At 65.8% G+C, this 13,644-nt stretch carries 10 protein-coding genes; 5 read left to right on the top strand and 5 right to left on the bottom strand.

Annotated features, from left to right (window positions below; genetic code table 11):
• Positions 1-76 precede the first annotated feature (76 nt).
• The 3 genes from serC to ACXAFN_RS15765 all read right to left on the bottom strand — a co-directional run bounded on the left by serC (position 77) and on the right by ACXAFN_RS15765 (position 4,467).
• Positions 77-1,180: a 3-phosphoserine/phosphohydroxythreonine transaminase gene (gene serC, locus ACXAFN_RS15775; RefSeq protein ID WP_474990195.1), complete on the bottom strand. Its 1,104-nt coding sequence runs from the start codon at positions 1,178-1,180 to the stop codon at positions 77-79.
• A 24-nt stretch (positions 1,181-1,204) separates the two neighbouring features.
• Positions 1,205-3,904, bottom strand: a complete 2,700-nt coding sequence (gyrA, locus tag ACXAFN_RS15770) for a DNA gyrase subunit A (protein ID WP_474990193.1) — start codon at positions 3,902-3,904, stop codon at positions 1,205-1,207.
• A 128-nt stretch (positions 3,905-4,032) separates the two neighbouring features.
• Positions 4,033-4,467 (bottom strand): acyl-CoA thioesterase, encoded by a 435-nt coding sequence (locus tag ACXAFN_RS15765; protein WP_474990191.1) that lies wholly within the window; start codon positions 4,465-4,467, stop codon positions 4,033-4,035.
• A 163-nt stretch (positions 4,468-4,630) separates the two neighbouring features.
• On the opposite strand from ACXAFN_RS15765, the gene ACXAFN_RS15760 reads away from it, so the two are divergent.
• From ACXAFN_RS15760 to ACXAFN_RS15740, 5 genes are all read left to right on the top strand, one after another.
• The gene (locus tag ACXAFN_RS15760) at positions 4,631-5,563 is read left to right on the top strand and encodes a recombination-associated protein RdgC (protein WP_474990189.1); all 933 of its coding nucleotides are present in this window, start codon (positions 4,631-4,633) and stop codon (positions 5,561-5,563) included.
• 19 nt (positions 5,564-5,582) lie between these two features.
• Entirely contained in the window at positions 5,583-6,755 is a 1,173-nt protein-coding gene (locus tag ACXAFN_RS15755) for a 1-acyl-sn-glycerol-3-phosphate acyltransferase (RefSeq protein ID WP_474990188.1), read from the top strand.
• A 97-nt stretch (positions 6,756-6,852) separates the two neighbouring features.
• The gene (locus ACXAFN_RS15750; RefSeq protein ID WP_474990186.1) at positions 6,853-8,007 is read left to right on the top strand and encodes a cation diffusion facilitator family transporter; all 1,155 of its coding nucleotides are present in this window, start codon (positions 6,853-6,855) and stop codon (positions 8,005-8,007) included.
• A 78-nt stretch (positions 8,008-8,085) separates the two neighbouring features.
• Complete coding sequence (locus ACXAFN_RS15745; protein ID WP_474990184.1) at positions 8,086-8,802, top strand: transglutaminase-like cysteine peptidase; 717 nt, start codon at positions 8,086-8,088, stop codon at positions 8,800-8,802.
• Between the two features lie 3 nt (positions 8,803-8,805).
• Positions 8,806-10,722, top strand: coding sequence for an EAL domain-containing protein (locus ACXAFN_RS15740; protein ID WP_474990182.1), 1,917 nt, complete (start codon positions 8,806-8,808; stop codon positions 10,720-10,722).
• 67 nt (positions 10,723-10,789) lie between these two features.
• Here the strand turns inward: ACXAFN_RS15740 and ACXAFN_RS15735 are convergent, their stop codons facing one another.
• Both ACXAFN_RS15735 and ACXAFN_RS15730 read right to left on the bottom strand, forming a co-directional pair.
• Positions 10,790-11,128: a tryptophan synthase subunit beta like protein gene (locus ACXAFN_RS15735; protein WP_474990180.1), complete on the bottom strand. Its 339-nt coding sequence runs from the start codon at positions 11,126-11,128 to the stop codon at positions 10,790-10,792.
• Positions 11,129-11,195: 67 nt separating this feature from the next.
• Positions 11,196-13,644 (bottom strand): Ig-like domain-containing protein (locus ACXAFN_RS15730; RefSeq protein ID WP_474990178.1); only part of this gene is annotated, 2,449 nt, incomplete at its 5' end.

Here is a 13,644-nt window from a genome sequence, read left to right as displayed (position 1 = left end):
GCCATCTACCTGGCACACGCTATCTGAGCCATGTTTCGCTCACCTTGCTCCTTACGCGTCACTCCTCACTCATACGTCAACCCTTGCGCCGCTCGAAATCGCCCATGAAGTCGACCAGCGCATCCACCGCCACTTCGGGCACGGCGTTGTAGAGGCTAGCGCGCATGCCGCCGACGCTGCGGTGGCCCTTGAGGTTGAGCAGCCCGGCCTCCTCCGCTTCCGCCAGGAAGGGCTTGTCGAGGCGCTCGTCGGCGAGCACGAAGGGCACGTTCATCCGCGAGCGATTGCGCGGTGCGATCGGGTTCGAATAGAGGCCGCTGTCGTCGATGGCGGCATAGAGCTTGCCGGCCTTGCGTGTGTTGATGGCATCCATGGCGGCCAGCCCGCCGATGTCGTTCTTGAGCCAGTCGAACACCAGCCCGGCCAGATACCAGCTGTAGGTCGCCGGCGTATTGACCATGGAGCCAGCCTCGGCCAGCGCCTGGTAGCCCATGAGACTCGGCATCTCGGCACAGGCGCGATCCAGCAGGTCGTCGCGCACGATCACCACGGTGAGCCCGGCCGGCCCGATGTTCTTCTGGGCCCCGGCGTAAATGATCCCGAACCGCGAGACGTCCAGCGGCTCGGAGAGGATGCTCGACGACATGTCGCACACCAGCGGCACCTCGACGCCATCGGGACGGACGGCCTCGGGAACATAGTCGAACGCCAGGCCGCCGATGGTCTCGTTGGCGGTGTAGTGCAGGTAGGCGGCGTCATCGGTCAGGGCGATGTCGCCCGGACGGGGCACCGCCACATGGCCGTTCGCCTCGCTGGAGGCGACGATCGGGGCGGTGCCGAACAGGTGGCGGGCCTCGGCGATGGCCTTCTTGCCCCAGATCCCAGTGTGGAGGAAGTTGGCACTGCCCCCACGGCCCAGCAGGTTGTAGGGCACGGCGGCGAACTGCAGGGAGGCCCCACCCTGGGTGAAGAGCACCCGGTAGTGGTCGGGGACGGCCAGCAGCTCGCGCAGGTCGCGCTCGGCCTGCTCGGCGATGGCCACGTATTCCGGGGCGCGGTGGCTCATCTCCATCACCGAGAGGCCGCGCCCCCGGTAGTCCAGCAACTCGTCACGGGCCCGGGCCAACACCGCCTCGGGCAGCGCGGCCGGACCGGCGCAGAAATTGAAGTGGCGTGTCATCAGCGTCGTCGTTCCGTTCTGGCGTTATTCGTCGTCCACCGCGGGCGGCTGGCTGCCGGCCTCGGCATCGGGCGCCTCGTCGGGGCTGCTCTCGTCGTCCTCGGCAGGGGCCGCCTCGTCATCGGGCTCGTCGATGCGCACCGTCTTGACCAGCGACTCCGCTTCGCCCAGGCGGATCAGCATCACGCCCTGAGTGTTGCGCGACGAGATGGACACCTCGTCGACCCGGGTGCGCACCAGGGTGCCGCGATCGGTGATCAGCATCATCTCGTCGGCGCCATAGACCTGCATGGCCGCCACCAGGGCGCCGTTGCGCTCGCTGGTCTGCATGGCGATCACGCCCTGGCCACCGCGACCGCGCAGCGGGAATTCCTCGAGGCGGGAACGCTTGCCGTAGCCGTTCTCGCTGGCGGTGAGGATGGTGATCTGGCCGCCGTTGCCATTGGCCGGTTCGGCGTCCTCGTCGGTGCCATCGCCGTCCTCGGCATCGATCCGCTGGCTCTGGGGAATGATCAGGCTGATCACCTCGGCGCCGTCGAGCAGCTTCATGCCGCGCACGCCGCGGGCGGTGCGCCCCATGGCCCGCACGTCGCGCTCCTCGAAGCGGATCGCCTTGCCGTTGGACGACAGCAGCATGGCGTGATCGTCGCCGCTGGTGATGGCCGCCCCGACCAGGCGGTCGCCCTCCTCCAGTTCGATGGCGATCAGGCCCACGCTGCGCGGCCGGGAGAACTGGTCGAGGCTGGTGCGCTTGACCGTGCCCTTGGCGGTGGCGAAGAAGATGAAGCTGTCCGGGTCGTAGTCGTGCACCGGCAGGATGGCGTTGATCGACTCGCCCTCGTCCAGCGGCAGCAGGTTGACCAGCGGTTTGCCCCGCGAGCCGCGGCTGGCGGCCGGCATCTCGTAGACCTTGAGCCAGTAGACCTTGCCGCGGTTGGAGAACAGCAGCACGGTGTCATGGGTCGAGGCCACCAGCAGGTGCTCGATGACGTCCTCGTCCTTCATCGAGGTGGCCGACTTGCCCCGCCCGCCACGGCGCTGGGCCTGATAGTCGGACAGCGGCTGGGTCTTGGCGTAGCCGGATCGGGACACGGTGACCACCATGTCCTCCTCGGCGATCAGGTCCTCGATGGACAGGTCGAGATGGCTGGCCTGGATCTCGGTGCGCCGCACGTCGCCGAACTGGTCGCGCACCGCGGTGAGCTCCTCGCGGATCACCTCCAGCAGGCGATCGGCGCTGGCCAGGATCTCGGTGAGCTCGGCGATCTTCTCGAGGATGCTCAGATATTCGTCGAGCAACTTCTCGGTCTCGAGCCCGGTGAGGCGATGCAGTCGCAGCTCGAGGATGGCCTGGGCCTGGGCCGGCGACAGGCGGTACTGGCTCGCGTCCTGGCTGAGACCGAAGCCTTCCTCCAGGTCCTCCGGCTTGCAGGAGTGAGCCCCGGCGCGCTCGAGCATGTCGGTGACCTGGCCGGGCGACCAGCTGCGGCCGAGCAACTTCTCCTTGGCCTCGGACGCGTTCGGCGAGGCCTTGATCAGCTCGATAACCTCGTCGATGTTGGAGATGGCCACGGTCAGACCCTCGAGGATATGACCGCGCTCGCGAGCCTTCTTGAGCTCGTAGAGGGTACGCCGGGTCACCACCTCGCGGCGGTGACGGATGAAGGCCTCGAGCACCTCCTTGAGGTTGAGGGTGCGCGGCTCGCCGCTCTCCAGGGCCACCATGTTGATGCCGAAGACGTTCTGCAGCTGGGTCTGGGCGAAGAGGTTGTTGACCACCACCTCGCCGGACTCGCCGCGCTTGACCTCGATCACCACCCGCAGGCCGTCCTTGTCGGATTCATCGCGCAGCTCGGCGATGCCGTCGATGCGCTTGTCCTTGACCAGCTCGGCGATCTTCTCGATCAACCGGGCCTTGTTCACCTGGTACGGCAGCTCGGTGACGATGATGTGATCGCGACCGGTCTTGTCGTCGTGCTCGATGGTGTGCTTGGCACGCACGTAGATGCGTCCGCGACCGGTGCGATAGGCCTCGAGGATGCCCGCCCGGCCGTTGATGATGCCGCCGGTGGGGAAATCCGGTCCGGGGATGTACTCCATCAGGTCGTCGACGGACAGGGTGTAGTCGTCGATCAGCGCCAGGCAGCCGTCGATCACCTCCACCATGTTGTGGGGCGGGATATTGGTGGCCATGCCCACGGCGATGCCCGAGGAACCGTTGACCAGCAGGTTGGGCACCTTGGTGGGCAGCACGTCGGGAATGCGCTCGGTGCCGTCGTAGTTGTCGACCCAGTCGACGGTGTCCTTCTCCAGGTCGGCCATCAGCTCGTGGGCGAGCCGGGCCATGCGCACCTCGGTGTAACGCATGGCGGCAGCGTTGTCGCCGTCGATGGAACCGAAGTTGCCCTGGCCGTCGACCAGCACGTGGCGCATGGAGAAATCCTGGGCCATGCGCACGATGGTGTCGTAGACGGCGCTGTCGCCGTGGGGATGGTACTTACCGATGACATCGCCGACGACACGCGCCGACTTCTTGTACGGCTTGTTCCAGTCGTTGTTCAGCTCGTGCATGGCGTAGAGCACGCGCCGGTGGACCGGCTTCAAGCCATCGCGCACGTCGGGCAGCGCACGGCCGATGATCACGCTCATCGCGTAATCGAGGTACGACTGCTTGAGCTCGTCCTCGATGTTGACTGGCAGAATCTCTCTGGCGATGTCACCCATGGGTCGTCGAATCCTTTGCACTGCAAGAGGTTGGCGCGTCGCCTGGCCGTGAGGGGACGCGCCATATCAGCCCCACATCATACCACCGTGGACGCCGCAAAGCAGCGATAAGGGACGACCGATGGCGCCTAGGCGCCGACGGCCTCCTGAACGACCAGCGGCGCCATGGCCTCGCGAAGGGCGCCGTCGATGGACACCGCCTTGTTGGCGGCCACATCGAGCAACACGAAGGTGATGTCGGCGCTGGCGACCGCCTTGCCGTCGCGGGCCCGACGGATGTCCTGGTGCATGCGCGCGCTACGGCTGCCGAGCTCGGCGAGGCCGGTGACCACCTCGAGGTCGTCGCCGGCCACCGCCGCCCGCCGGTAGTCGATATTGAGATTGACGGCGACGAAGGCGACCTCGCCGGCCTGGATCACCTCGGCCAGCGCCGGGCGCTCGTCGAAGTAGCTCCAGCGCCCCTCCTCGAGAAACTCCAGGTAGCGAGCGTTGTTGACATGGCCGTAGCCGTCCAGGTGATAGCCGCGCACGCGCAGCGAGACGGTGGAGAGTCGGGCATCCATGGTAAGACTCCTGAGCGAAGGAAATGGCAGAGGCCTCGATTCTAGTCGGGCCCCGAGCCGGTATTCAAACAACAGTTTGAATACCCAGCTCCCGCGGACGCTGGCACCCCCGGCGCCCATTCGCCATAATGTGCCTCCTTTTCGCCCAGAGAACGCTTCATTCATGTGGTTCAAGCACTTGCATCTCTATCGCCTGCACGACGCGCCCGCGCTGGATACCGCCCGCCTCGAGGAGGCCCTGGGCCAGCAGGCGTTCCGTCCGCTGGGCGGCAGTGAGGCGCGCCGGTTAGGCTGGTGCGCGCCTGCTGGCCGCGCCGGTACCCAGCTGCTGCACGAACTGCAGGGCCAACGCCTGATCACCGCCCTGCGTCAAGAGCGACTGCTGCCGGCCGCCGTGGTCAAGGAGGAGCTGGAGGAGCGCGTCGACGCCATCGAGACCCAGGAGGGCCGCAAGCTGCGCCGCCAGGAGAAGCTGACCCTCAAGGAACAGGTCTACGAGGAGCTGCTGCCGCGCGCCTTCGTGCGCAGCCAGAAGGTCGACCTGTGGTGGGACACTCGCCGCTCGCTGATCGCCGTCAATGCCAGCAGCCGCAAGCGTGCCGAGGAACTCCTCGACCTGCTCCGTGAGACCCTGGGCAGCCTCAAGGTCACCCCGCTGGCCAGCCAGACCCTGCCGATGCGGGCCATGACCGCCTGGCTCGGCGATCCCGGCACCCGGCCGGCGGACCTGGTGCTCGGCGATCAGGTCGAGCTCAAGGCCAAGGGCGACGACGGCGTGCTGCGCGCCCGCCAGGTCGATCTCGACAGCGACGAGATCCAGCAGTTGCTCGAGGGCGACCGCCAGGCCAGCAAGCTGGCCCTCGGCCTGGAAGGCAGCCTGACCTTCATGCTTCACGACGACCTGGCGGTGAAGTCGCTGCGCTTCGACGATGCCTTGATCGACGAGGCCTCCCAGGCCGACGACGGCGACGACGCCGTGGTGCGCCTGGAGACCGATTTCCTGCTGATGACCCAGGCGCTGGCCGCGGCCGTCGAGCGCCTGCTGGCCTGGCTGGGCGGCGAAGCCCAGGCCGGCCAGGCTACCCCCACCGCCTGACCGACACGGCCCCGCGCTCATGACCACCAAGCACGATCAACACGCTCCCGATCCCTGGGCCGAGATCCGCCCCTATCACGACCACGAGGTGGCCGAGGTACTGGCCCGGCTGGCCAAGGATCCGGAACTGCTGGACGCCCTGACCCGATTCCGCCTGCCCCGCCTGGCCAAATGGATGCCGCGGCTGTCTCGCGCCATCGCCAGCGCCGCGGTACGCCGCGAGGTGCGCGATGTCACCACCGTCCGCGACTTCCAGGCGCGAATCGCCAGCTACATGCAGCGGATGCTGCGCAACTCGACCAGCGATTTCCGCGTCGATGGCCTGGAGCGGCTCGCTCCCGACACCGCCTATCTGTTCATCGGCAACCACCGCGACATCTCGCTGGATCCGGCCTTCGTCAACTATGCGCTCTACCTGGCCCAGCGCGACACCGTGCGCATCGCCATCGGCGACAACCTGCTGAAGAAGCCCTACGTCACCGACCTGATGCGGCTCAACAAGAGCTTCATCGTGCCCCGCAGCGCTCGCGGCAAGCGGGCCATGCTGGCCGCCTATCAGAAGCTCTCCGCCTATATCCGCCACTCGATCACCGTCGACAACCACTCGATCTGGATGGCCCAGCGCGAGGGCCGGGCCAAGGACGGCCTCGACGGCACCGACCCGGCGATCCTCAAGATGCTGACCATGGCGCGTCGCACCGAGGACCGTGGCGCCGGCATCGGCGAGGCGATCGCCGAACTGCGCCTGGTGCCGGTATCGATCAGCTACGAGTACGATCCCTGCGATGTCCAGAAGGCCCGTGAGCTTTACGAGACCCATACCCGCGGTGGCTACCACAAGAGCGAGTTCGAGGATATACGCTCCATCGTCGCCGGCATCACCGGCCAGAAGGGCCGCGTGCATCTGCGCTTCGGCACGCCCTTGACGGCGGACTTCGACACCCCCGAAGCGGTGGCGGCGGAAATCGACCGCCAGGTCCTCGGCGGCTATCACCTGTTTCCCAGCCATTACCTGGCCCTCGAGGCCCTCGGCGACGCGCCCGAGCTGCTCGACATGAGCGAAGTCACCGACGCCGATCGGGCTCGCTTCCAGGCGCGCCTCGCCGAGGTGCCGGCCGAGCTGAAGGACTGGTGGCTGGCCCAGTACGCCAATCCGGTGCGGAATGTCAAAAGGGCCAGGGGTGAGGTGTGAACAGCATCAAGCGCCGAGCAGGGTAAGGCTGTCGCCGAGGTGACGTTGCGGTCCGTCGAGGTAGTGTGATCCGACGGAGAGGCCGGGAGGAACGAGGATGACGGAGCGAGCCACCCAGACGCGGGAAGCGCACAAGGCCACGCTGATCGGGGCCGCGGTGGATTTCCTGGTCGGCCTGGCCAAGCTCGTGGCCGGCAGCCTGGTGGGCTCGGCGGCCCTGGTCGCCGATGGCATCCATTCCTTCTCGGATATCGTGACCGATGTCTTCGTGGTGGCGGCCACCCATTTCGGCCGCCAGGCCCCGGACCGGGATCACCCCTACGGCCATGGCCGCATCGAGACCCTGGCCACCCTGTGGCTCGGCGGCGTGTTGATCTTCGTCGCCGGTGCCATCGCCTGGGCGAGCCTCGGTCGCCTGTTCGCCGGCGAATCCGCCCCCGCTCCCGGCGGCTGGGCCATTGCCATCGCCGTGATCGCCCTGCTCGCCAAGGAAGGTATCTACCACTACACCCTGAAAGTGGCACGTCGCATCGGCTCGCGCCTGCTGGAGGCCAACGCCTGGCACTCTCGATCCGATGCCCTCTCCACCCTGGTGGTGCTGGTCGGCCTGCTGGCCGCCCAGTTCGGCGTCGGCTGGATGGACGCCGCGGCCGCCGTCGTGGTGGGCGTCATGGTCGGCCAGGTGGGTGGACGGCTGCTCTGGGAATCCGGCCAGGAGCTCATCGACACCGCCCTGCCGGAAGACGACCAGGCCCTGCTGAAGGCCACCGCGGAAAGGGTGCCAGGGGTCCGCGGCGTTCACGAGCTTCGCACCCGCCGGGTCGCCGGCGACGTGCTGCTCGATCTGCATGTCGTGGTCCCGCCCCGGGTCACCGTCTCCGAGGCGCACGAGATCGGCAATGCCGTCAGCCGCCGGCTGCGCGAGGTCATGCCCAACCTGTCCGATGTCACCTTCCATATCGACCCCGAGGACGACGAGGGCCAGACCGCCCACAGCCGGCGTCCCGGCCTGCCGCTGCGCGATGACGTGGAGACGCTGCTCGATGCCGCCTGGGGGGGCCTGCCGAGCTGGCATGCCCGGGTCGATCTGGATCTCCACTATCTGGAGGACAGGATCGACGTGGCGCTCTTCCTCCACGACATGCCCAACGGCATGGACCTCGACACGGCGGCCGCGGAGCTGCGCAAGGCCGCTCATGACCTCGACTGGCTCGGCAGGTTGCGGCTCTGGCAAGGCCCGGGACGCGGGTGAGCGTCCTGCCCTCTCGCATTAGCCTTCTCTGCCACCTAAGCTTTAGCGAATGCTCATTCATAGAATAGACAGGACGGCATGCCCGGCCATTCCCGCTCACATCCGGCCTCACCCGATCGGCGCCGCTGCCTGATCGCACTCGGCGGCCTGCTGACCGCCGGTGCGCTGGGCCTGCATTCGCTCGAGCTCGAGGCCCGCCTGGATCGCGCGCGCCTGCGTGACAGCATGCGCCGCGAATTCGGCGCCGACGGTCTGCCGGTCCTCGAGGAGTGGCTGGCCCTGCTCGACCGCCTGCGCGGCGCCTCCCGCGACATCCAGCTGCGGGACGTCAACGATTTCTTCAATCGCCGGGTGCGCTGGCTTGACGACATCGAGATCTGGCAGCGGGACGACTACTGGGCCACGCCGCTGGAGACCCTGGGCAGAGGCGCGGGAGACTGCGAGGATTTCACCATCGCCAAGTACGTCTCCCTGCGCGAGCTCGAGGTCCCCGAGGCCATGCTGCGCCTGATCTACGTCAAGGCACGCATCGGGCGCAGCAGCATCACCCAGGCCCATATGGTGCTGGGTTATTACCCCTCTCCGGGTGCCGAGCCCCTGGTACTGGACAACCTGCTGCCGACGATCACCCCCGCCGGGCAGCGTACCGACCTCGACCCCTTGTTCAGTTTCAACGGCAGCGGCCTCTGGGCCGGCGGCTCCAGCCGCTCGCGCGCCGACCCCGTCGCGCGTCTCTCGCGCTGGCGAAGCGCCATCGACCGCATGCGACGACAGGGTTTCATCCAAGGAGGATAATGCATGTCACTCATCAAGCAGCTCTGGCTGATCATCGTGGGCCTCGTGCTGCTGTCCTTCGGGGCCAGCCTGTTCATCGGCGTATCGACGAGTCGTGCCTATATCGAGCAGGAAGTGCGCATCAAGAATGCCGACAATGCCAATGCGCTGGCATTGACCATGACGCAGATGCCCAAGGACGCCGTCACCCTGGAGTTGCTGATCGCCGCCCAGTTCGACACCGGCTACTACCGTCGCATCGAGCTGCGCACCCCGGATGGCGAGATCATCGAGTCACGCCGGGCCGATGAGGCGATCGGCGACGTGCCGAACTGGTTCGTCGAACTGGTCGATTTCCAGGTGGCCCCCGGCGTCGCGGTGGTACAGGACGGCTGGCAGCAGTTCGGCACCCTGACCATCGAGAGCCAGCACAGCTACGCCTATCGCTCGCTGTGGCAGAGCACCGGAAAACTGACGGGATGGTTCATGCTGGCCGGCCTGGTCAGCCTGCTGCTGGGCTGGTGGCTGATACGCGGCATCCGCCGGCCGCTCCATCGCGTGGTCGAACAGGCCAAGGATATCGGCATGCGTCGTTTCTCCACCTCCGAGGTGCCGCGCACTCGGGAACTGGGCGAGGTGGTCGAGGCCATGAACCGCTTGGCCGGTGACGTGGGCGGGATGCTCAGCCGCGAGAGCCGGCAGCTCGACTCGCTGCGTCGTCGCCTGCAGCACGATCCGGTCACCGGGGCACTGAACCGCGAGGCCTTCCTGGCTCAGCTCCAGATCCACCTGGAGAGCCAGGACTTCCGGGCCAGCGGCTGCCTGGCATTGATACGGGTCGAGCGCCTGGAACAGCTCAATGAGCAACTCGGCCATGACGAGGCGAACGTGCTGCTGCGAGAACTCGCCGGGTCGCTCGAGCAGCTGGTCCAGGTGCATGGCAGCGGCCTGACCGGGCGGCTCAACGGCCGCGACTTTGCGCTGCTGCTGCCCGGCCTGCACGACATGGACTTTGCGCACCGGGAGATACACCAACGCCTCGAGGCACTGGCCGAGAAGCGAGGGAATTCCCTCTCGCTACCAGGCGCGATCAGCCACTACGCGCAAGGCGACCGGCGCAGCACCCTGCTGGCGGAACTCGATGGCACGCTTTCCATGGCCGAAACCCACGCGCATCACCGTCTCGCCATCGTCGACGACAATCGGCCCAGGAGCCTGTTCACCAGCCATGCCGAATGGCGAGCGGCGCTGCGCGATGCCATCCAGGAAGGCGTCTACCTGGCGCACTACCCGGTACTGGACCAGCAGGGCAAGCTCCTGCACTTCGAGTGCCCTTCCCGCCTGCGCCTTCAGCAACAGTGGCAGCCGGCCGGGGTCTTCATTCCCTGGATCTCGCGCCTGGGCCTCGAGGCGACGCTGGACCTCGCCGTGGTGGACGCCGCCCTGCAGGATATCGCCCAGCACCGACGGGCCGTGGGTATCAACCTTTCGGCGGCCTCGATTCGGGATGTTCGCTTCGTGCTGGAGCTGAGGTCCCGACTCAATGCGCGGCCGGAGGTCGCCCATCTGTTATGGCTCGAATTGCCGGGCAACCAGGCCATTCGCGAACTGGACGGCTTCCGCAGCCTGTGTCGGGAGCTGCGCCCGCTTGGCTGCAAGCTAGGGCTGGAACACGTGGGAGCCGAGTTTACCCGCATCGCCGATCTGCATGACCTGGGCCTGGCCTACCTGAAGATCGACAGCAGCCTGGTCCAGGGGATACAGGACGCCCACAACCAGCAGACCATCCTGCGCGGCATGGCCACGCTGTGCCACTCGCTGGGCATGCTCGCCATCGCCGAGGGCGTCGAGTCCGAGGACGAGACGCGCGCCCTCTTCGAGCTTGGCCTGGACGGCGTAACCGGCCCGGGCGTGCGCTACGGCGAGATGCCGGAACAATAGCCGTCAACGTCAACCGCCGACCCTGGGGTCGGCGGTTGGCGCAGGCATGGCGGGCAGGCAACGGCCGTCATATCACGCCGTCGTCCTCGTCCTTGTCCGCCACGAGGTGCAGGCCATTGAGACGATGTCGCATCGACTGACGCTCCATGACCTTCTGCTGTGCCGCCTCCGGCAGCTCGGTGAACCGGATCACGCCCTTTTCCATCAGCAGCTCAATAACGTCCTCCAGCACCCGCACGAATGCCAGGTCGGACGCCTGAAAATGCGCCAGGTCGTTGCGCGACTCTTGTTCGAACATGAAATCCAGCAGCTCACGGGAATCGGCGGCGAGATACTCGTCGCACTGCGAGGTCAGTTCACGGCTGACCAGCAGGATCTCTCCTTCCCCATCACGTTTCACATACATCGCCTTGCCCCCACCTCCCTCGATATTGCAGCACAGCCTCGCGATTCCTCATCCGGGCAACACTCCCTCAGTCGATCGGATTGTGCGGAATGTCGAACACCTTGTCGTCATGGCTTGGCCCCACGGCGGGTCCCTGCTGGTCATTGTCCTTCACGTCGGACGGCTGCGACACCGGTGTCGGCTCATCATTCACGAAGAGGTCGTCCTGGTCATCGGTCAGCAGATCCTCGGCCAACAGGGCTTGTCCATCATCGTCATCGACAGACTCTTTGCCGCCGCGCCCTTTGGCGTTCTCCTTACCCTTACCCTTTCCCTCGCCCTTGTCACGAGCATTCCCGGACCCGGGCACATCCACCGTCGACGCTTCGCCTTCCGGCGCCAGGCTGATCTCATCGAAGTTGAGCAACCCAAGACTCCGGGCGGATGCCGCTTGAACATCCATCTGCACATTGTTCTCTTGACCATTCAGGGTGATTTCCAGATTGCCCTGAACTTTATCTCCATCCCCATCGGTCAGAGTGTAGGCGAACGACTCGGTCAGCGTTTCACCGACCTCCATGTCATCACGCGCTTCCCGTCCGAGCTCATAGGTATAGCTGCCATCGGCGGCCACCGTAAGCGTCCCGTAATCGCCCTGGATGACACCGTTCTGGATATCGCCCTGCCAGACCAGGCTGTCGCCGGAGGCCAGGTCATCCGCTCCCCAACCTTCGATATCGTCGGCGATGGTGCCGGACGAGGTCGGCAGGTCATCGGTGGACGAGATCTTGGCGTAGAGATCGAAGGAGGTGGAGCCGTTCTCGAACGTCCTGACGGTATCTACTAGCTCACCTCCCGCATCCTGGAAGCCCTCGATACTGAGCACGAACTCGCGATCACCCACGGTAATCGTCTGCTGCTGGGTGGCATTCGTGATCTCTATCTTGTCAGGAGCATTACTGTAGTATTGCCCTTCATAATAGCCGCTACCCGTCTCCGTATGTTTCAAGCCAATGGTCGTTTCGACGGTCTGTGACACACCATCAATATCGACGGTGAATGCCACCACCATATCGATACTTTCAAGGATATCGGAGCTGCCGGAAATCGGAAAATTATTGTGGGTCAACGTCCCCAGGGAGAAAAGGGAATCAGTTGTCACACCTGTATTGCTTGTCACGCCATCGGCATACTCAAAGTCATATCCGGAACGCGCTCCCCAGTAACTGCCCCAGCGAAGGTACACACCGTCATTATTCTGGTATTGGTCGACACTGTACCGGCCTCCCGTGGTGTCCATATTTTCCCATTGCGCATTGAGATCCCCAATGCTCTGCTCACTGACGGCGACCGAAACCTGCCCGGTGGGTGATCCGACCCGCGGCACATCGTCGATGATATCGATATTCAGCGCGCCGGTGGTCGCATCTCCCTCACTATCGACCAGCCGAATGTCGAAGACGTCCTGAACGCCGTCGATGCCGGCACCTTGGCTGGTATGCTCGGTGGAGTTGTCAGTGAGGGTATAGATCCAGCCATATTCCCCATCACCATTGGGGACCACGACGAGAGTACCGTAGTCACCCTGGAAGACGCCGCCCGCATCGGCGTTCACGCCGCCAATGGTCAGGCTACCCGGGCCATCGCCACCAACCACTGCCGTGAAGGTGCCACTGGTAATGGTGGAGCCGTCACCCTGGCGACTTCCTCCCACCAGACCGGCCTCATCGACCACACCATCGCTTCCCTCGAGCGACGACAGCACGGGCTGGGAATCTTCGTTCACGGTCACACGCAGCTTGGCATCGCTAGTGTCGCCATCGGCATCGGTGATGGTGTAATCGATAACGACATTGCCCTCAAACCCGGAGGTCGGCGTAAAGGTCACTTCACCGGTGTCCGGATCGATGCTTACCGTCCCTGCCCCGGCATACCCCGACGCCAGGCTAGCCGACGTCAAGGTGGCCCCGTCTGCCCCTTGATCATCATTGCTCAGGACGTTGTACGTGACCGAGGTGTCTTCCTCGGTTGTCGCAGCATCATTACGGGCACGTGGGGCGGTGTCGTCGATGCGGATGTCCAGGCTGTCCTGGGCGGTCTCGCCGGCCAGGTCGGTGACCTGGAGCGCGAAGCGATCGAGAATCTCGCCGCCACGATGGTCCTCGGCGTCGCCGTCTTCGGTGTAGGCGTAGCTGAGGGTGCCGGTGCTAGCGTCGTAGCCGGTGATGGTCAGCGTGCCTTCATTGCCGACGATCTCGATCGGATTGGCGGCGGTCGCGCCGGTGATGTCCTGGTCGTTGACGGTCACGCCGGCGATGCCGGCCTCGGCGCCCACCGTGGCGGTGCCAGTGACGGTGGCGCCGCTGGCCTCGCTGACGCGCTGCTCGGCGCCGTCGACGCCCGGGGCGTTGTCCGCGATGTCCACGGTCGGCGGCGCGTCGGTGGCGCCGTTGATGGTCACCGTCAGGGTGGCGGTGCTCTGGCTGCCGTCGGCGTCGATGACGGTGTAGCCGAAGCTCTCGGTCAGCGTCTGGTTA

It is taken from the genome of Halomonas sp. ABH4_019 (assembly GCF_056159885.1).
Note: the sequence above shows the minus strand (reverse complement) of the source record. Positions and strands in the feature narration are given on the sequence as shown.

Bases quoted from the DNA above. Each gene is read 5' to 3' on its own strand.
- serC (WP_474990195.1), bottom strand. From the start codon at position 1,180: ATGACACGCCACTTCAATTTCTGCGCCGGTCCGGCCGCGCTGCCCGAG.
- gyrA (WP_474990193.1), bottom strand. From the start codon at position 3,904: ATGGGTGACATCGCCAGAGAGATTCTGCCAGTCAACATCGAGGACGAG.
- ACXAFN_RS15765 (WP_474990191.1), bottom strand. From the start codon at position 4,467: ATGGATGCCCGACTCTCCACCGTCTCGCTGCGCGTGCGCGGCTATCAC.
- ACXAFN_RS15760 (WP_474990189.1), top strand. From the start codon at position 4,631: ATGTGGTTCAAGCACTTGCATCTCTATCGCCTGCACGACGCGCCCGCG.
- ACXAFN_RS15755 (WP_474990188.1), top strand. From the start codon at position 5,583: ATGACCACCAAGCACGATCAACACGCTCCCGATCCCTGGGCCGAGATC.
- ACXAFN_RS15750 (WP_474990186.1), top strand. From the start codon at position 6,853: ATGACGGAGCGAGCCACCCAGACGCGGGAAGCGCACAAGGCCACGCTG.
- ACXAFN_RS15745 (WP_474990184.1), top strand. From the start codon at position 8,086: ATGCCCGGCCATTCCCGCTCACATCCGGCCTCACCCGATCGGCGCCGC.
- ACXAFN_RS15740 (WP_474990182.1), top strand. From the start codon at position 8,806: ATGTCACTCATCAAGCAGCTCTGGCTGATCATCGTGGGCCTCGTGCTG.
- ACXAFN_RS15735 (WP_474990180.1), bottom strand. From the start codon at position 11,128: ATGTATGTGAAACGTGATGGGGAAGGAGAGATCCTGCTGGTCAGCCGT.